Origin of the sequence: Nocardioides sp. NPDC057767 (assembly GCF_042798275.1) — a bacterium.
GTDB lineage: Bacteria > Actinomycetota > Actinomycetes > Propionibacteriales > Nocardioidaceae > Nocardioides.
On the sequence record NZ_JBHVKJ010000002.1, the window covers coordinates 138,415 to 155,526 of the forward strand.

General features: G+C 67.7%; 17 protein-coding genes and 1 tRNA gene. 10 read left to right on the top strand and 8 right to left on the bottom strand.

Annotated features, from left to right (window positions below):
* Window positions 1-64 precede the first annotated feature (64 nt).
* From ACFVDI_RS02015 to ACFVDI_RS02025, 3 genes are read right to left on the bottom strand one after another with little or no spacing between them, the layout of a single operon-like run.
* Window positions 65-1,675 carry a recombinase family protein gene (locus ACFVDI_RS02015; RefSeq protein ID WP_141779360.1) on the bottom strand — a complete coding sequence of 537 codons (1,611 nt, stop codon included), beginning with the start codon at window positions 1,673-1,675 and terminating at the stop codon, window positions 65-67.
* Between the two features lie 18 nt (window positions 1,676-1,693).
* Window positions 1,694-1,816, bottom strand: a complete 123-nt coding sequence (locus ACFVDI_RS02020) for a hypothetical protein (protein WP_378899714.1) — start codon at window positions 1,814-1,816, stop codon at window positions 1,694-1,696.
* A gap of 38 nt (window positions 1,817-1,854) precedes the next feature.
* Window positions 1,855-2,346, bottom strand: coding sequence for a helix-turn-helix domain-containing protein (locus tag ACFVDI_RS02025; RefSeq protein ID WP_378899717.1), 492 nt, complete (start codon window positions 2,344-2,346; stop codon window positions 1,855-1,857).
* A gap of 91 nt (window positions 2,347-2,437) precedes the next feature.
* Here ACFVDI_RS02025 and ACFVDI_RS02030 point away from each other — a divergent pair, with 91 nt between their 5' ends.
* From ACFVDI_RS02030 to ACFVDI_RS02040, 3 genes are read left to right on the top strand one after another with little or no spacing between them, the layout of a single operon-like run.
* Window positions 2,438-2,803, top strand: a complete 366-nt coding sequence (locus ACFVDI_RS02030) for a hypothetical protein (RefSeq protein ID WP_378899720.1) — start codon at window positions 2,438-2,440, stop codon at window positions 2,801-2,803.
* A 38-nt stretch (window positions 2,804-2,841) separates the two neighbouring features.
* The gene (locus ACFVDI_RS02035) at window positions 2,842-3,570 is read left to right on the top strand and encodes an ABC transporter ATP-binding protein (protein WP_378899723.1); all 729 of its coding nucleotides are present in this window, start codon (window positions 2,842-2,844) and stop codon (window positions 3,568-3,570) included.
* Entirely contained in the window at window positions 3,558-4,364 is an 807-nt protein-coding gene (locus ACFVDI_RS02040; RefSeq protein WP_378899726.1) for an ABC transporter permease, read from the top strand. Before ACFVDI_RS02035 ends, ACFVDI_RS02040 begins: the two co-directional genes overlap by 13 nt.
* Window positions 4,365-4,402: 38 nt before the next feature.
* Here ACFVDI_RS02040 and ACFVDI_RS02045 read toward each other — a convergent pair whose 3' ends face one another.
* The gene (locus ACFVDI_RS02045) at window positions 4,403-4,801 is read right to left on the bottom strand and encodes a PLDc N-terminal domain-containing protein (RefSeq protein WP_378899729.1); all 399 of its coding nucleotides are present in this window, start codon (window positions 4,799-4,801) and stop codon (window positions 4,403-4,405) included.
* Window positions 4,802-5,051: 250 nt separating this feature from the next.
* Here ACFVDI_RS02045 and ACFVDI_RS02050 point away from each other — a divergent pair.
* Together ACFVDI_RS02050 and ACFVDI_RS02055 are read left to right on the top strand one after the other, a co-directional pair.
* A tRNA-Gln gene (locus tag ACFVDI_RS02050) sits at window positions 5,052-5,131 on the top strand.
* Window positions 5,132-5,283: 152 nt separating this feature from the next.
* Window positions 5,284-5,937, top strand: coding sequence for a hypothetical protein (locus ACFVDI_RS02055; RefSeq protein WP_378899732.1), 654 nt, complete (start codon window positions 5,284-5,286; stop codon window positions 5,935-5,937).
* Window positions 5,938-6,004: 67 nt separating this feature from the next.
* Here ACFVDI_RS02055 and ACFVDI_RS02060 read toward each other — a convergent pair whose 3' ends face one another.
* Window positions 6,005-6,292: a hypothetical protein gene (locus ACFVDI_RS02060; RefSeq protein ID WP_378899735.1), complete on the bottom strand. Its 288-nt coding sequence runs from the start codon at window positions 6,290-6,292 to the stop codon at window positions 6,005-6,007.
* A 235-nt stretch (window positions 6,293-6,527) separates the two neighbouring features.
* Here ACFVDI_RS02060 and ACFVDI_RS02065 point away from each other — a divergent pair, with 235 nt between their 5' ends.
* Complete coding sequence (locus tag ACFVDI_RS02065; RefSeq protein ID WP_378899738.1) at window positions 6,528-6,752, top strand: hypothetical protein; 225 nt, start codon at window positions 6,528-6,530, stop codon at window positions 6,750-6,752.
* Window positions 6,753-6,963: 211 nt separating this feature from the next.
* Window positions 6,964-7,269, top strand: coding sequence for a hypothetical protein (locus ACFVDI_RS02070; protein WP_378899741.1), 306 nt, complete (start codon window positions 6,964-6,966; stop codon window positions 7,267-7,269).
* A gap of 435 nt (window positions 7,270-7,704) precedes the next feature.
* On the opposite strand, the gene ACFVDI_RS02075 is transcribed toward ACFVDI_RS02070, so the two are convergent.
* Window positions 7,705-8,484, bottom strand: coding sequence for an alpha/beta fold hydrolase (locus ACFVDI_RS02075; protein ID WP_378899743.1), 780 nt, complete (start codon window positions 8,482-8,484; stop codon window positions 7,705-7,707).
* Window positions 8,485-8,718: 234 nt separating this feature from the next.
* Here ACFVDI_RS02075 and ACFVDI_RS02080 point away from each other — a divergent pair, with 234 nt between their 5' ends.
* From ACFVDI_RS02080 to ACFVDI_RS02090, 3 genes are read left to right on the top strand one after another with little or no spacing between them, the layout of a single operon-like run.
* Window positions 8,719-9,150, top strand: a complete 432-nt coding sequence (locus tag ACFVDI_RS02080; protein WP_045550834.1) for an adenylyltransferase/cytidyltransferase family protein — start codon at window positions 8,719-8,721, stop codon at window positions 9,148-9,150.
* Window positions 9,147-10,742 carry a class I SAM-dependent methyltransferase gene (locus ACFVDI_RS02085; protein ID WP_378899746.1) on the top strand — a complete coding sequence of 532 codons (1,596 nt, stop codon included), beginning with the start codon at window positions 9,147-9,149 and terminating at the stop codon, window positions 10,740-10,742. The genes ACFVDI_RS02080 and ACFVDI_RS02085 overlap by 4 nt, the downstream gene beginning before the upstream one ends.
* 1 nt (window position 10,743) lies before the next feature.
* Entirely contained in the window at window positions 10,744-10,980 is a 237-nt protein-coding gene (locus ACFVDI_RS02090) for a DUF6752 domain-containing protein (protein ID WP_378899748.1), read from the top strand.
* Window positions 10,981-11,093: 113 nt separating this feature from the next.
* Here ACFVDI_RS02090 and ACFVDI_RS02095 read toward each other — a convergent pair whose 3' ends face one another.
* Window positions 11,094-11,753 carry a two-component system response regulator gene (locus tag ACFVDI_RS02095; protein WP_378899751.1) on the bottom strand — a complete coding sequence of 220 codons (660 nt, stop codon included), beginning with the start codon at window positions 11,751-11,753 and terminating at the stop codon, window positions 11,094-11,096.
* A complete protein-coding gene (locus ACFVDI_RS02100) occupies window positions 11,750-17,083 on the bottom strand; it encodes a HAMP domain-containing protein (protein ID WP_378899754.1) in 5,334 nt (1,777 codons plus the stop codon). The genes ACFVDI_RS02095 and ACFVDI_RS02100 overlap by 4 nt, the downstream gene beginning before the upstream one ends.
* Window positions 17,084-17,112: the final 29 nt, after the last annotated feature.

Genomic DNA, 17,112 nt, shown 5'->3' on the forward strand with positions numbered 1-17,112 from the left:
ACGGGCGGTGCGAGCGCTGGCCGTGTTCAAGGCGAAGCGGGATGCGTTCTTGGCGGGGGTGCCGTTAGAGCAGCTCGACGCGGATGTCTGGGTTGTCGACGTAGATGCGGTGAACGCCGAAGTCGCGTAGCAGTCTCTGCCGTAGAGCGACGGGTGCTGATTCGTCTTCCAAGGCTTGGGCCAGCTCGGCGAACCGCTCGGCAATCTCTCCGGCGAACGGGAGAATCTCGATCTGCGCGCTGTCACCAAGGTCAGCCAGGTCGGCCCGCGCCGCACTGACCGCCTCATCAGTGCGGCGCTTCGTCGACACGAGGTCGTCGTCATCGAGAAGGCCCTTGATCGCCAGTCGTTTGGCGTTCTTCCACTCGGCTTCAGACTCCGCGATGCGGGCCTCTAGGGCGGTCCGCCTTCGGGCGTGTTCGTCTTTGGAGACGCCGCGGCTGACCGTGACCTGGACCGTGGCGCCACCACGTATCGGCTGCGAACCGACACCCTTGATGATGCGGTCGGCCAGCATGCTGTTCACGCGCGTGCAGGTGCCTGGATAGCCTTCCTTGGCCACCATTCCGGGTCGAGTGCCGGGGCAGTAGAACCTGATGCGGATCTTCATGTTCGGTTTGCCCGGATTATCGACTCGGGCGTACATGCGGTGTCCGCAGCGGGCGCAGTAGACGAACCGATCCAGGACGTGCTCGGGAACGACGCGCTTCTTCATGCGGCGTTCGCCGCGTCGAGCCATGCGCTGAGTGTGCACGCGGTCCCAGAGGTCGGGATCCACGAGCGGACCGAGCGGGGAAGCCTTCACGACACGTCCAGGGTCGTCCTCGTCGCGGGCTTCCAGGTAGGCCCTGCCGTTCTCGTCGCGAAGAACCTGCCGCCGGCCCCACACCAGTTCACCCTTGTAGAGAGGGTTGTCGAGGATTCCGTTGATCGTGTTTCCGCCCCACCCGGACCGTCGTGTCTTGGTTGGTACCGCTTCCGTATTCAGCCGTCGGGCGATTTCGTCGGAGGGCACGCCTTCATCGGCCCATGCGAAGATCTGCTTGAGCCAGGGGTATTCGTCCGGGTGCAGTTCGAGTTCGCCTGAACGCACCTTGCGGCCTCCGACGAAGGCCGGCATCCCGCTGGGAAGCTCGACGCCATCGACCACGAGCGGCTTCATACGTACGCCGTACGCGGGGCGCATGGCGATCGTGGAGCCGGCCGCAACCTTGGCGCGAAGATTGCGGCGAGTGCGGCGCCTGACCTTGAGCACCTCGCCCTTCGCGTTCACGGCGCGTAGGTCGGCGTCGTACATCGCGTCCTCGTCGTGCGGATCGATCAGGCCGATGTCCTCTGTCACGAGCGTGATGCCGAGTCGTTTGCACAGGGTGGTGATCTGCTGGCGCTGGCCGATACCTGCGGTGAGTCGCTCGAGCTCGTTGACTACCAGGTAGTGCACATCGCGGTTGGCTTCCAGGTAGTCGAAGAGCTCTTGGAGGCCCGGGCGGTCGGCGAGACTGCGAGAGACACCTTCGTCGGCGAACGAGTGCGTCAAGACGATGTCGTGTTCGGCGGCAACGGCGTCGTTGATCGCGCGCTGCTCAGCCGTCGAACCCTGCTCGTCGGTCGAGTAGCGCGTGTAACCAACTCCGTGCCGCACCTGCGGCCCGGCGTTGTGGCGCCGTGCGTTCACGGATGCATCGTACCGCGATTACGTACAACTAGAACGGATGTCGTCCCACTTCGGCTCGAACGCGTATCCGCCGCCGGTCGGCACGCCCTTCGCGGGCTTCGCGAGCATCGGCAGGATCGGCGGCATCACAGGAAGGTCCACGTCTGACACGATAGGTCAGCCGGTGTGCGGTCGCTGCCTCATTCGGCGGGCAGGAGCACCGTGGACAGCATCACGCGCTGCTTGCCGGTCGCTTCCTCGAGGTACGGGGTGATCAGCTCGTTGAATCCCTGCTGGATCAGCGCGAGGTCCTTCTCGTCGACGTACAACGCACCGGTGCCGAACCCGAGGTGACTGCGGGTCACCTCCCCGAGGCCCAGTGAGCCATCGAAGGTGCGGAGCAGCTCGCCGACGAAGGCGAGGAAGCTGGCTCTGAGCTGCTCGTCGGAGAGCGTCGCCAGCTCGGCCTGCTCGACGTGGGCCAACCGCTCGCCCAGTGTGTAGGTGCGCTCGACGGTACCGCGCACCCGGCGCTCGGAGGTGACGGCGAGGACGCCCGCCTCGACGAGCACTGCGACGTGTCGGTACAGAGTCGCCTGGGGGACGTCGGTCAGCAGCTCCCTGAGCTGGGCGGTGGTCAGGTCGCGGCCGCCGACGGCCTGCAGGATCCGCAGCCGGACGGGATGTGCCACGACCTCGGAGATATTGCCTTGCGGTGGCATGTTCCCTCCAATATTCTCACTTTGAGAATGTTCCTGATCTGAGCATATTCTAGGAGATGAGATGACCACTCTCGCGGTCGAGGACCACCTGCTGACCCTCACCTTCCCTGGCTGGGAGCGGTTCATGACGGGTCGCGCGAGCCACTCCGTCGCCGTCGATGCCGTCGAGTCCGTGGAGGTGCTGCCCGGATGGAGCTCGGAGATCTTGGGCTGGCGCTCGGGCCTGGCGATCTCCGGCCTCCGCAAGCTGGGCACCTTTCGGCATCCCGAAGGCACCCGCAGGCTGGTCTCGATGACGCGGGGGCTGCCTCTGCTGCGGATCCGGTTGCGCGACCGGGAGGCGGGCGGCGGGTTCGACGAGCTGCTGGTCAGCGCGCCGGAGGCTGTCGCGGTGGCCTCCGAGCTCGACGCCTTGGCTCGGCCGTGAGTGCCGCGGTGGCTGCAGACGTGGCGACAGGGGACCAAGTGCTGACCGGCCCGACCCTGCTGGTCGAGCGCCTGAGCAAGTCCTTCGGTGCGTTACCGGCTCTGACCCGGGTTGATCTGGTCGCCCGGCCGGGGCGGGTGACCGGCTTCATCGGCCCGAACGGCGCGGGCAAGAGCACGACCTTGCGCATCCTCGCCGGGCTCGCCGGTGCGGATGAGGGCGCCGCGACGATCGGCGGGGTGCCGTACGCCTCGCTGAGCCGTCCGGCCCGGGTGCTGGGCGTCGTCGGAGATCTGGCCGGCGCTCATCCCGGGATGAGCGCCCGCGGTCACCTGGAGACGCAGGCCGCATTGATCGGTGTCGCCGCCGATCGGGTCGAGGAGGTGCTCGCGGCGACCGGTCTCGACTCGGTTGCGCGCCGACGGGTCCGGGGCTTCTCGACCGGCATGCGGCAGCGGCTGGCGTTGGCGACGGCCCTGCTCGGGCAGCCGTCCGGCCTGATCCTCGACGAGCCGACCAACGGCCTGGATCCTTCGGGCATCGTGTGGCTACGTCGCCTGCTGCGAGCCTTCGCCGACGCTGGTGGGACGGTGCTGGTCTCCAGCCATGTGCTCACCGAGCTGCAGCAGGTCATCGACGACCTGGTGCTCATCGAGGGCGGCCGCACCCTCTGGTCCGGTTCTCTGACCGACTTCACCGGCGACCACGCCTCGTTGGAGGACGCCTACCTGAGCATGATCGAGGAGAAGATGGCATGCGAGAGCTGATGAACGCGGTCCGGGGTGAGTTCGTCCGACTGACCCGCACCCGGCTGCCTCTGTGGACGCTGGTCACCGCAGTGGCGTGCGGCGGCCTGCTCACCGGTCTCGTCGGACTGACCGGGCCCGAGAACGCCACGCCGCCGATGCCCGGCCTGGACACGGCCGCAGGCGTATCCGGGCTCTTGAGCCTGCTCGGCGTCACCCTCTTCGTGCCCGCGCTGATCGGCACCGTGGCGATCACCGCTGAATACCGACATCGCACGGTGGCCACCACCTTCCTCGCGGTCCCGAGGCGCGGCCGGGTGTTGGTGGCCAAGCTCGTCGTCTACTCGGCGCTCGGCCTGGCCTACGGGCTGGTCATGGCGCTCTCCGCGGTCGCGGGGATCTACGCCGGCACCTCTGCCCACGGGATCGAGCCGGGGCTCGGGATCGGCGCCATCCTCGCCACGGCGTTGAGGCACGGCATCGCCGCGGCCATCTACATGCTGCTGGGCGTCGGGATCGGAGCCGTCGCCCGGCACCAGCTGGTCGCGATCGGGATCACGCTGGGCTACTTCTACCTCGTGGAGAACCTGATGATGATCCTCCCCGGGGTCAACGTCGCCTATCCGTTCCTGCCCGGCGGGGCCACCGCCGCACTCACCGGGTCGACCGCGCTGCTGGAGATGGTCGTGGCGGAGACGGGTGTGAGTGGACCCGTCGTCCAGGCTCCGCTGGTCGGGGCACTCGTGCTCGTCGGTCATGCCCTGGCTTCCTCGGCGCTGGCTGCCGTCGTCTCACTGCGTCGCGACGTCGTCTGAGGCGGTCGGGGCGGCCCGAGGCTCTGTGCCCATCGGCCTCAGCTCGAGAGCGCTTTGGCCTTCAGGGTCTCGAACTCGTGCTGGTCGATGGTGCCGGCGTCGAGGAGCGCCTTGGCGTTGGCGATCTGATCGGCCGGGGAGGTCGGTACACCCGCAACCTTCTTGATGTAGTCGTCCTGGGCGGCCTGCATCTCCGCGGCCTTGGCTTGCTGGCGCTCGTTCATGCTGCGGCCGCGGACGATGAGATAGATCAGCGCGCCGAGCCAGGGCACGAAGATGAGGAGCAGCGCCCATCCGGCCTTGGCCCAGCCGCTGAGCGAAGAGTCGCCGAACAGGTCGAACAGACAACGGATCCAGACCATCAGTGCGGCGATCCAGATGAAGAACCAGAACGACCAGAGGATCACATCTCCGAAGTCGTTGGTCATGGCGTCCATGGCAAGCCTCTTCCCTTGATCGGTCGGGGCGAGTCTGATCGCCCTCGCCTCACGCCGCCTCACCCGTTTGCGGTGACCTGCGCCCGAGGGTGACCGTCGGGGCAACGTCCCTCACGCTCAGAAAGGAAGAAGGTTCCGACCGAGCACGACGTTCTGAAGCAGGCCGACGACTGCTGCGCTCTGTGCATGAGTCAGTGCGGTGAGCGCGACGTTCGCCGTCTACAGTTGTCCCGTGCGTTTCGGCGTACGTTCCCCGGTTGGTCTGCCGGCAGGGCCCGCTTGGCTTTGAACCAAGATTTAGCGACGCAGGTTCGACTCCTGCCCGGGGAGCAGGGCAACGGCCCGAGGTCATCCGACCTCGGGCCGTTCGTGGCTCTGCACCGGTCGGCTTTTCGCTAGACCTGCGGCGCGAACATCTGAGCTGGGTACGGGGCTACTGAAAACGCCAGGGGAGCGGGTGAGTGAGGGCCACGATGGACCCCATGTTGCTAAGCCTCTTGACCGCCGTCACACCGACCCCGGAGCCGAGCCTCGGTGACCGGGTCTTCCCCGTCATCATCGGCGCGTTGGTCGCGCTGGCTGGCTCTGTTTTCGTTCAGTTCTGGCTCGTTCCTCGGGTGGACACACGCAAGCGCCGAGAGCAGCGCTGGGAGGAGGACGTGCTCGCTCTCGGGAAACTCCTGACGTTTGAGCACCCGCCGATCGTCAGTGGGGTGAGGGTCGGGCTTCACACCGTCGGAATGGTCGCCGAGGCCGCGGGCGAGTTGGACGGTGACCAATGGTCGGCATTGCATGCGCAGGAACGCGAGAACCTAAGGGAGGCCAACCAGGCGTTTAACGCGCTTCGTCTCCAGATCGATTGGCTCTCCGACCGAGTGATCTCGCTCGCTCCGACCAATTCCGCGATCCAGCAGTTCGGGGAGCTGTCACGCCGGTACAACTTCCGCCACGCGAAACTCATGTTGCTTGAGTGGCGGCCGGACCTTGACGAGGAAGCGCCGACCACGGAGGAGATCAACAAGGCGGGGGAGGCTCTGAATGCCGTGACGATCGAGATCGTGACCGCTCTTAAAGCGATGTTGGTCTCGCCACCGCCGCGCAACCCCACTGTGCATAGGCGAGCACGCAAGGAGTGACAGGCACCGAAGTTCGCCGCGCCGGCACGAGACGTGGTGGCGTGAACTCAGTGCCTGTCACTGGGTTTCAGGATGTGCGGCGGACCGCGCGGTGGATAGCGTCCACGAAGGGCTTGTCTTCGGCCCTTGTAGATGCATCGAGGCTGTCGAACGGGATCATCGACTCGTGTTCCTCGCCCTTGGTTTGCATCCACGCGACCCAAGCGTCGTGAACGTCTCTAGCGGTCACGCTCTCGCCCTTCACAAGGGACAGCACGGCATACAGGCGGAATAGGTCGTCGCTCTCACCGGGGACGCCGACGTTCGGGTCTACTGATTCCCGGATCGTCTGAGCGATGTCGTCGAGGTAGGTCATGAGCACAGGATGGACCATCCGAGCACGAGATCGATGAGTGCGAAGAGCGCCGGCGCGAATCGCTCGATCGTCCCGAGTTCGGCGTAGCGCGGCCTCCATCGCTTGACAGGGTCACGTTTGAGCTCGGTCCACTCGTCCGCGAAGAGGGACACGGGCAACTGGCTCTCAAGTGGTCGACGCGCTCGCCAGCGGGATACCGGTGATCCATCTCGGCTAACCCGAGGCTGTTGATGCGGTGCTGATGTCGTTCCCGGAGGTCCGGTGGGTAGTGGTCGAGCTGTGGTGCCCGGCTGACGACGCCGAGATGAGGTTGCGGGAGCGCGGTGACTCCGATCTTGCGCGGCGCATGGACGCATGGCGTGAGACCCCGAGGCTCGACACTGCGGACCTGCGCATCGATACGGCGCCGGTGTTTCCGGAGTTTGTGGCCAGCATGATCGACACGAAGGTTCGTGCCTGACCGACGAGCGTGCTTGGTCCGTTCCTGCTCGTGTGGCTGCTCGCTGTAGCGATCGATGCCGAGTAGTACCCAGCCCGCGGTCATCTGGTCGCGCAGTTGCTCGAGGGCGGCTTTGTAGGTCTAGGGTCTCGTCACGACACAACCCGCGCATGGGAATCACCGAGTCGGTGGTCGACGGTGATGTGGAAGTTGGCAACATCAAGGTGGTTAGGTGACGATGACGGAAAGCCATGTCGAGGTCGATCTCGAGGGAGCGTTGGAGCTTTTCTTGGATCTTAACGAGTGGGTGGTCTCATTCGACCGGATCGGGTCGCGAATCGCAGATGGCTACGATCCGCAAATTCAGGACGAGTATGTGACCAAGTCAGATATGACGCGTCGCTTGGCGAAGCATCGACGGCTGATCGGAGAGCTCGTGGAAGCGGCGATTGGTGCGGATCGACTGGAGGAACTCGCGGAGAGTACTCCAGTTTATGGCGATGAAGGTGACGGATGGATTCGACGGCGACCACGTTAGGCCCGGATCGTTCACCGGTGCGGTGTCGTGATCGGCGTGTAAGAAAACGGATCCCGATCAAGGATGTACGTGTCGGAGACCGGGGCTGGGCGACCAACCGGGTCACCGGGGCACGAGGCGGATGTCGATCCGGGCGACTTGCTGGACAGAGCCGCCTGGCTGGACGGCACACGGGCGGCACACCAACCCACCCACATTCGGTACCACTCAGTGTCACTCCCGCACGCTCAGCCGAGGGTGAGAGCGTGCCTTTGAATCAGGACTAGCGACGTAGGTTCGACTCCTACCCGGGGAGCCATGATCGAGCGAAAGAGCCCCTGAGCGTGGGCTTCAAAAGCCCGCCATGGCGGGGAAATGGCCACACCTCCGCGGAGACACGCGCGCAAATTCCCGCCATGGCGGGAAAATGCCGCGCTGCGACTCACGCTGCGCCACTCAGCCGTGGCGGCGGAGGAAGAAGCGGAGGATGTCGTTGAACGCCTCAGGGGCCTCGAGGTTGCTGACGTGACCGCAGCCGGGGATGACGGCGAGGTCCGCGCCCGGGATGCGGTGCTCGAACTCGCGGGCGACCGACAGGGGTGAGCGTGCGTCGAGAGCGCCCCAGATGAGCTGGGTGGGGACCCGGATGGTGTCGAGCACGTCGGTCAGGTCGGCCTGGGCCATCGCGGTCAGGGCGGTGAGCATGCTGTGGCGGCGTACGTCGGCCGACATCGCCTCCAGCAACGGCACGAACGCCGGCGGGGGAGCCCCGGCGAAGAGGCCGGGAAGGGTCGGGTCGAAGGAGCCGTCCGGCTGGTCGCGGAGGCCGGCGAGGCGGGCATCGGCCTCCTCGACACCGAGCGAGCCGCGCCAGCCGGCGTAGCCGTCCGCGAGGACGAGGCTGTGGACGACGCCGGGGTGGCGGCGATACAGCTCGAGGATGACGGTCACTCCCCAGGAGAGCCCGACGACGGTGCACGGAGAGACGTCCAGGGCGCGGATCAGCCCGGCCAGACAGTCGCCGTAGTCGCTCAGCCCGAACCCCGTGGGCACGTCGGAGGAACCGCCGGCGCCGGGCTCGTCCCAGGCGATCACGGTGAACTCGTCAGCGAGGGCGTCGAGCTGGGGCGCCCAGGTGCGACCGTCCTCGGCGCCGCCGTGGACGAACACGATCGCAGGGCCGGTCCCGGCCTGCTGGAAGGCGACGCGCAACCCGTCGATCTCGACGACATCCATGACTCCGACGCTAGCTCAGCAGCCGCGATTCGGCTTGACACATCGGGCAACAATGGCCACGCGCTGTTCATCTTCGTGTAAGGTCGCCGGGCTTCCTGTGCATGCCCGCGTGTCGCGTTGGTGATTGCAGAGATGCACAGGGTGGTATGGATACTGGCCTCATATCGAGGTCGTGGGGGAGCAGGGTGTAAAGTCGCCCAAACTAATCGACAAACACTTGGAGGAAGCGTGGGCATGGGACCGGTCATCGGTTACGTACCTGGCGTGTTCGATCTCTTCCACATCGGTCACCTCAACATGCTGCGTCAGGCGCGGGAGCGCTGCGACACGTTGATCGCAGGTGTGGTCTCCGACGAGGTCTGCGAGACGACGAAGGGGATCATCCCGACCGTCCCGCTCGTCGAGAGGCTGGAGATCGTCGAGGCGATCGGGATCGTGGACGCGGTCTACGCCGAGCGCACCACCGACAAGGTCGACTCCTGGCGCGAGGTCGGGTTCACCCACCTCTTCAAGGGCGATGACTGGAAGGGCACCGAGAAGGGCGACGCGCTCGAGAAGAAGATGGCGTCGGTCGGTGTCGAGGTCGTCTACTTCCCCTACACGCTCCAGACCAGCAGCACCGCTCTGCGGAAGGCGATCGCGCGAGAAGGTGCCCAGGTCTCGTGACCGTCAGCGCCCTCACACCCGGAGGATTCGAGGTCTCCGACGACGGAGTCCTCGTCCGGGGCTCCTCGACGTCGGTCCTGATCCTCTCCGTCGACGGCCAGTACGTCTGGTCGCTGACACCCAGCCGCGACGGCCACCGCGTCGACGAGGGCGTCCTGGTGCCGTGGCCGAACGTGCTCACCCGGTTCCTCGACGGCTCGGCGACGGTCACCATCGCCGACTACGAGGGTGAGGTGCTCTTCGAGGAGAAGGTCTCCCTCGGCACCGGCGAGGGCGCGATCTCGATCGTCGACGGCAGCGGCAACCCCCTCAGCGTCGACAAGGTCGGCCACCTGACCCGTTCGTTCGAGGCCACCGACGAGAGCATCCGCGCGGAGATCCTCGACGGCACCCAGCGTGTCCTCGCCGACCTCCGAGACGTGATCGGCGTGGAGGCCTATCTCAACTACGGCGCGCTCCTCGGCGCGATCCGCGAGGGCCGGATGCTCGGGCACGACTCCGACACCGACGTCTGCTACCTCTCCAAGCACACCCTTCCGGCCGACATCATCACGGAGTCGTACGCCATCGAGCGCACCATGCGCGAGCGCGGCTGGAGCGTCCTGCGGATGTCCGGCGGCGACATCAAGGTGCTGCACCAGGTCTCCGACGGCCGCAAGGTGCACATCGACATCTTCGTGGCGTTCTACGTGCCCGACAAGAACGGCGAGCCGGTCTTCTACCAGCTCGGCAACCGCTCCGGCCGGCTGCGCCGCGAGGCGATCGTGCCGGTCTCGACGATCAACCTGCACGGCTACGATTTCCCGGCTCCTGCCGAGCCCGAGGAGATGCTGGCCTTCATCTACGGCCCGAAGTGGCGCACCCCGGACCCGTCGTTCAAGTACGCGGACCCGCCCGCCGGCGTACGTCGCCTGGACGGCTGGCTGCGTGGGTTCCGCACCGACATGGGGTTCTGGACCGAGTTCCACAACACCCACGGCAAAGAGCTGGAGACCAAGCAGTCCCACTTCGCGACATGGGTCATCAAGCAGCTGCCCGAGGACGCCAAGGTGGTCGACATCGGCTCGGGCTCGGTCGGGCGTGACGGTCGCTTCTTCGCCCGCAAGGGACACCAGGTGCGCTCGGTGGACTTCTCCCGCGCCGCGGTCGCCGCCGTACGACGCCGCGCCCAGCGCCACAAGCTCCCGCTGGTCTCCGACCAGCTCATCCTCGGCGAGCTCCGCTCGACCCTGACGCTGGGTGCGCGGCTTGCCCGCGACCCGCACCATCTCTACGCCCGCGATCTGATCGGCTGCCTCGACAAGGCGGCGCGCCACCAGCTCTGGACCCTGTCGAAGATGGCGCTGCGTCCCGGCGGCGGCAAGCTGTTCCTCGAGTTCGCAGCCACCGGTGAGAACCTCCCCGACCCGAGGCCCGAAGGCCTCGTACGCCGTGTCGACCCCGCCCTGGTCCAGGCCGAGATCGAGGCCGCCGGCGGTGTGGTCGAGCATCTCGAGATCGTCGACGGCCAAGACATGCTCGACGACCCGCTGCCATGCGTCGCGCGCCTCCGTGCCTCCTGGCCCTCCCTCAAAGCTGTAGAAGGAAGCTGACATGTCCGACGAATCCAGCATCAAGAACATCGCTCGCGGCGCTCGCGACGCGGCTCGTACGCGCGCTTCGCTGGTCCGCCGCGTCGAGGCGCTCGAGGCCGAGGTGCAGGAGCAGCGTCAGCTCAACCGCCGCGTCGCCGAGCTCACCGACGTGATCGCCGAGCTGCTCATCCCGCTGCAGGACGCCGACAAGGAGAAGGCGGAGAAGATCCTCGCCGAGTATCGCGCGAAGATCTGAGCCTGTGACCTTGCGAGGGACGAGCAAGGTCACAACGCGAAGAGATCGAGCGAGCGTGCGGCTGAGCCTGCGAAGCCGCAACCGCGGGCCGAGATCTACCGCTCGGTTGCGCATCACCCCAGCGCGTCGAGGGCCTGCCTGAGGTCGTCGATCCGCTGGCCGAGCCGACGGCGGGCGTCGCCGCCGGGGCCCATGTCGGCACCGACGTCCAGGTCGGCGACCGCCTCCTCCACACCCGCGAGGCGCGACCGGAGATCAGCGACGACATCGACGTCGACCCGGCCGGGCACCGAGGAACGGCGCTCGTCCAGGGACCGGCGCAGCAGGTCGGCCTGGGTGCTGAGCTTGCGACTGGCATGCCACAGGTCGACGAATACCTGCACCTTCGCGCGCAGCAGCCACGGGTCGAACGGCTTGGCGAGGAAGTCGGCGGCGCCGGTCGCGTAGCCGCGGTAGGCGAGATGGGTGTCGAAGTCGTTGGCGGTCAGAAAGATGATCGGGACGTCCTTGGTGCGCTCCCGGGCCTTGATGCGGGTCGCGGTCTCGAAGCCGTCCATCCCGGGCATCTGCGCGTCGAGCAGGATCAGCGCGAAGTCGTCGTGGAGCAGGGCGCGGAGCGCGTCCTCGCCCGACCCGGCACGGACGAGGGTCTGGTCGAGCGAGCCGAGGATGGCCTCGAGCGCGACCAGATTGGCCGCCCGGTCGTCGACCAGCAGGATCTTGGCCCGGGCGCTCGTCGCGGCCCCGATCGGGGCGGCAGCGGTCTCGTTCACGAGAGCCACACCCGGAACAACGAGAGGAGGTCGGCGACGTCGACCGGCTTGGTGATGTACTCCGAGGCGCCGGCGGCGAGGCTGTCCTCGCGGTCACCGGTCATCGCCTTGGCGGTGAGCGCGATCATCGGCAGGCTCTTGAACTGCGGGATGTCGCGGATCAACCGCATCGCGCTCAGCCCGTCCATGCCCGGCATCATGATGTCCATCAGGACGAGGTCGACACCCGGCTCGCGCTGCAGCGCCTCGATCCCGGCCTCGCCGGACTCGGCGTAGAGGACGTCGATGCCGTGCTGCTCGAGCGCGCTGGTGAGCGCGAAGACGTTGCGTACGTCGTCGTCGACGATCAGGATCCGCCGGCCCACGAACTGGCCGGTGGTGTCGGCCGGTTCGGCGACGTAGGTCCGGGGGAGCTGCATCCCGGTGCGGCCCAGCAGCACGCTCACGTCGTCGATGGCCTCCTCCGTGGTCGCCGGGGTCTTCAGGGTCATCGTCTCGGCATATCTGTCCAGCCGGTTCTGCTGAGCCTTGGTCACCTCGCCGACCCTACTCAGCACCACCGGGGTGTGCTTGGTGCGCTTGTGGGAGCGCATCCAGCGGAGCACCTCGAAGCCCCCGTCGGCCAGGGGAAGGTCCAGCACCACGCAGTCGACGTCGCGGTCGGCCAGGACCGCCTGGGCCTCGTCGGGGGAGGAGCCGAAGACGGTCTCCACCTCGTCGACCGACCCGAAGAGGGCCTCCACGACGGCGCTGGTGCCGGGGCCGGACTCGTCGCTGCCACCGCTCAGGACCAGCAGGAGCTGGTCCGCCCTGCGCCCGGCGCCGTCCTGCTGGAGCGGAGCCCGAAGCGACATGTGCTGCTGAAGCGGAGCCCGGAGCGATGAATCCTGCTCGCCACCGAGGGGGGCCGCGGGCTGGGCATCGATCGAGTCGGAGCTGATCCTCGGGACGTACAGCGTGAAGGAGCTGCCGTGGCCGGGCTCGCTCTTGACCTGGATCTCGCCGCCGATGAGGTGGGCGACCTCGCGGCTGATGGAGAGGCCGAGACCGGTGCCGCCGAACTTGCGGCTGATGGTGCCGTCGGCCTGTTGGAACGCCTCGAAGATGACCCTCAGCTTCTCCGGTGGGATGCCGATGCCGGTGTCGATCACCGAGAAGGCCAGCACCGCGTCGGCCTGCTGCAGGCTGCGCGTCGAGAAGCGCTCGCCGGAGGCGTTGCGGATCAGCAGGCGTACGCCGCCGCTGTCGGTGAACTTCACCGCGTTGGAGAGCAGGTTGCGCAGCACCTGCTGCAGACGGTGCTGGTCCGAGCGCAGCAGGCGGGGCACGTCGGGGTCGACGCCGACGATGAAGTCGAGGTCCTTCTCGGCGGTCAGTGGCCGGAAGGTCGCCTCGACGTAATCGACGACCGAGGTCACGTCGACGTCGGTGACGTGGACGTCCATCTTGCCGGCCTCGACCTTGGACAGGTCGAGGATGTCGTTGATCAGCTGGAGGAGGTCGGTGCCGGCGCCGTGGATGGTGCGCGAGTATTCGACCTGGCGCGCGTTGAGATTGCCGTCGACGTTGTCGGAGAGCAGCCGGGCCAGGATGAGCAGCGAGTTGAGCGGCGTACGCAGCTCGTGCGACATGTTGGCCAGGAACTCGGACTTGTAGCGCGACGAGAGGGCGAGCTGCTCGGCACGCTCCTCCAGGCCGCGCCGGGCGTCCTCGATCTCGAGGTTCTTGATCTCGATCGCCTGGTTCTGGTCGGCCAGCTGGCGGGCCTTCTCCTCGAGCGCTGCGTTGGTCTGCTGCAGCTCGACCTGCTGGCGTTCGCCCTCGTCCTGCTTGTCCTGCAGCTCGGCGGCGAGGCGCTGCGACTCGACCAGCAGCTCCTCGGTGCGCGAGCTGGCCATGATCGCGTTGAGCGAGACACCGATCGACTCGGCGAGCTGCTCGAGGAACTGCATGTGGACGGTGCTGAACGGCCGGAAGGAGGCGAGCTCGACGACGCCGATCACCTTCTCCTCGAAGACCACCGGAAGCACCACGATCGAGGTCGGCGCCGCTGACCCGTGGCCGGAGGAGATCCGCAGGAAACCGGCCGGAACGTCGCGCACGATGATCGGCTGGCGGTCGTAGGCGGCCTGGCCGACCAGGCCCTCGCCGACAGCGAAGACGTCGGGGACGTCGGCGCTCGGCTGGTAGCCGTAGGAGGCGATCCGGCGCAGCACCTTGGGACCGCTCTGCTCGGGGGTCTGGTCGGTGAGGAAGATCGAGCCGTGCTGGGCGCCGACCAGCGGCGTGAGCTCGGAGACGATCAGCCGGGCGACCTCGAGCAGGTCGCGACCACCCTGCATGTGGCCGGTGAACCGGGCCAGGTTGGTCTTCAGCCAGTCCTGGTCCTCGTTGGCCTTGGTCGTCTCCCGCAGCGAGTCGATCATCTCGTTGAGGTTGTCCTTCAGCTCGGCGACCTCGCCCTCGGCCCCGACGGTGATCTGCCGGCTCAGGTCGCCCTGGGTCACCGCGGCGGAGACCTCGGCGATCGCGCGGAGCTGAGTGGTCAGCGTGCTCGCCAGCTGGTTCACGTTCTCCGTGAGCCCGCGCCAGGTGCCGGAGACGTCGGCCACCTCGGCCTGGCCGCCGAGCTTGCCCTCGGTGCCGACCTCGCGGGCCACGCGGGTGACCTCGTCGGCGAAGGAGGAGAGCTGGTCGACCATCGTGTTGACCGTGGACTTCAGCTCGAGGATCTCGCCGCGGGCGTCGACGGTGATCTTCTGGGTGAGGTCGCCGCGGGCGACGGCGGTGGTGACCTGGGCGATGTTGCGGACCTGGGAGGTCAGGTTGGAGGCCATCGAGTTGACGGAGTCGGTGAGGTCCTTCCAGGTGCCGGCCACGCCGCGTACGTGGGCCTGACCGCCCAGCGATCCCTCGGTGCCGACCTCGCGGGCGACGCGGGTGACCTCGTCGGCGAACGTACGCAGCGTGTCGACCATCGCGTTGAGGGTGCCGGCCAGGGCGGCGACCTCGCCGCGGGCCTCGATGGAGATCTTCTGCGACAGGTCGCCCTGAGAGACCGCCTTGGCGACCTGGGCGATGCTGCGGACCTGGTTGGTCAGGTTGGAGGCCATCGAGTTCACCGACACCGTCAGGTCGCGCCAGGTGCCGGCGACGCCGGGCACCTGGGCCTGGCCACCGAGAGCGCCCTCGGTGCCGACCTCGCGGGCGACGCGGGTGACCTCGTCGGCGAAGGAGCCGAGCTGGTCGACCATGGTGTTGATGGTCGACTTGAGCTCGAGGATCTCGCCGCGGGCGTCGACGGTGATCTTCTGGGTGAGGTCGCCGCGGGCGACGGCGGTGGTGACCTGGGCGATGTTGCGGACCTGGGAGGTCAGGTTGGAGGCCATCGAGTTGACCGAGTCGGTGAGGTCCTTCCAGGTGCCCGAGACGTCGTGGACGTCGGCCTGGCCGCCGAGGCGGCCCTCGGTGCCGACCTCGCGGGCGACGCGGGTGACCTCGTCGGCGAAGGAGGAGAGCTGGTCGACCATGGTGTTGATGGTCGACTTGAGCTCGAGGATCTCGCCGCGCGCGTCCACCGTGATCTGCCGGCTCAGGTCGCCGCGGGCGACCGCGGTGGTGACCTGGGCGATGTTGCGGACCTGGGCGGTCAGCGTGCCGGCCATGAAGTTCACCGAGTCGGTCAGGTCGCGCCAGGTGCCGGAGACGCCGGGCACGGCCGCCTGGCCGCCGAGCTGACCTTCGCCGCCGACCTCACGGGCGACACGGGTGACCTCGTCGGCGAAGGAGGAGAGCTGGTCGACCATGGTGTTGACGGTGGTCTTGAGCTCGGCGAGCTCGCCGCGTACGTCGACGGTGATCTTCTGGGACAGGTCGCCGCCGGCCACGGCGGTGGTGACCTGGGCGATGTTGCGGACCTGGTTGGTCAGGTTGGTCGCCATCGAGTTGACGGAGTCGGTGAGGTCCTTCCACCGGCCGCCGACGCCGGGCACCTCGGCCTGGCCGCCCAGCATGCCCTCGGTGCCGACCTCGCGGGCCACACGTGTCACCTCGTCGGCGAACGCGGAGAGCTGGTCGACCATGGTGTTGACGGTGGTCTTGAGCTCGGCGAGCTCGCCGCGTACGTCGACGGTGATCTTCTGGGACAGGTCGCCGCCCGCGACGGCGGTGGTGACCTGGGCGATGTCGCGGACCTGGTTGGTCAGGTTGGAGGCCATCGAGTTGACCGAGTCGGTGAGGTCCTTCCACCGGCCGGCCACGCCGGGCACCTCGGCCTGGCCGCCCAGGATGCCCTCGGTGCCGACCTCGCGGGCGACACGGGTGACCTCGTCGGCGAAGGTCTGCAGGGTCGCGGTCATCGAGTTGAGCGTCTCGGCGAGCTCGGCGACCTCACCACGCGCGGTGACCGTGATCTGCTGCGACAGGTCACCGCGGGCGACGGCCTTGGCGACCGAGGAGATCCCGCGCACCTGGGAGGTCAGGTTGGAGGCCATCGTGTTGACGGAGTCGGTGAGGTCGCGCCAGGTGCCGGAGACCCCGCGTACGTCGGCCTGGCCGCCGAGCCGGCCCTCGGTGCCGACCTCGCGGGCGACGCGGGTGACCTCGGCGGCGAACGAGGAGAGCTGTCCGACCATCCGGTCGACGGTGTCCTTGAGCTGCGCCATCTCGCCGGAGACCTCGATGGTGACCGTGCGGGACAGGTCGCCGTTGGCGACGGCGGTGGTGACCTCGGCGATGTCACGGACCTGGGCGGTCAGGCGCGAGGACATGGTGTTGACGGCGTCGATGAGGTCGCGCCAGGTGCCGGAGGCGTTCCGCACCCGCGCGCGACCGCCGAGCTTGCCCTCGGTGCCGACCTCGCGGGTGACCCGGGCGATCTCCTCGGTGATCGTGGCGAGCTGGGCGACCAGGCCGTTCACGCTCTTGGCGACCAGCAGCGGGTCGCCCTTGAGGGCGCGGCTGCCGTGGCGTACGGCCATCGTCTGGGTGAGGTCGCCCGCCGAGACGGCGGCAACGACCCGGGCGACCTCGGCGGTCGGACGGGCCAGGTCGGCGACCAGGTCGTTGGCGTCCGCGACGGCACCGGCCCAGGCGCCACCACCGATGCTCGGCCGGAGCCGTTCGTCGTGGTGGCCGTCACGGCCCGCTTCGCGACGCACGCGCGCGAGCTCGTCGCTCAGCTGGCTCAGCCGCTCGGCGATCTCGTTGTGGACGGAGGCGAGGTCACCGAGCGGACCGTCGACAGGCTCGAGACGTCCGGTGAAGATGCCGTCGCGCATCGCGGTCATCGCGTCCTTGAGCTGACGCAACGCGATCGGATCGACCGACACCCGCTCTGGGAGCCTGGTGTCAGTCGGTG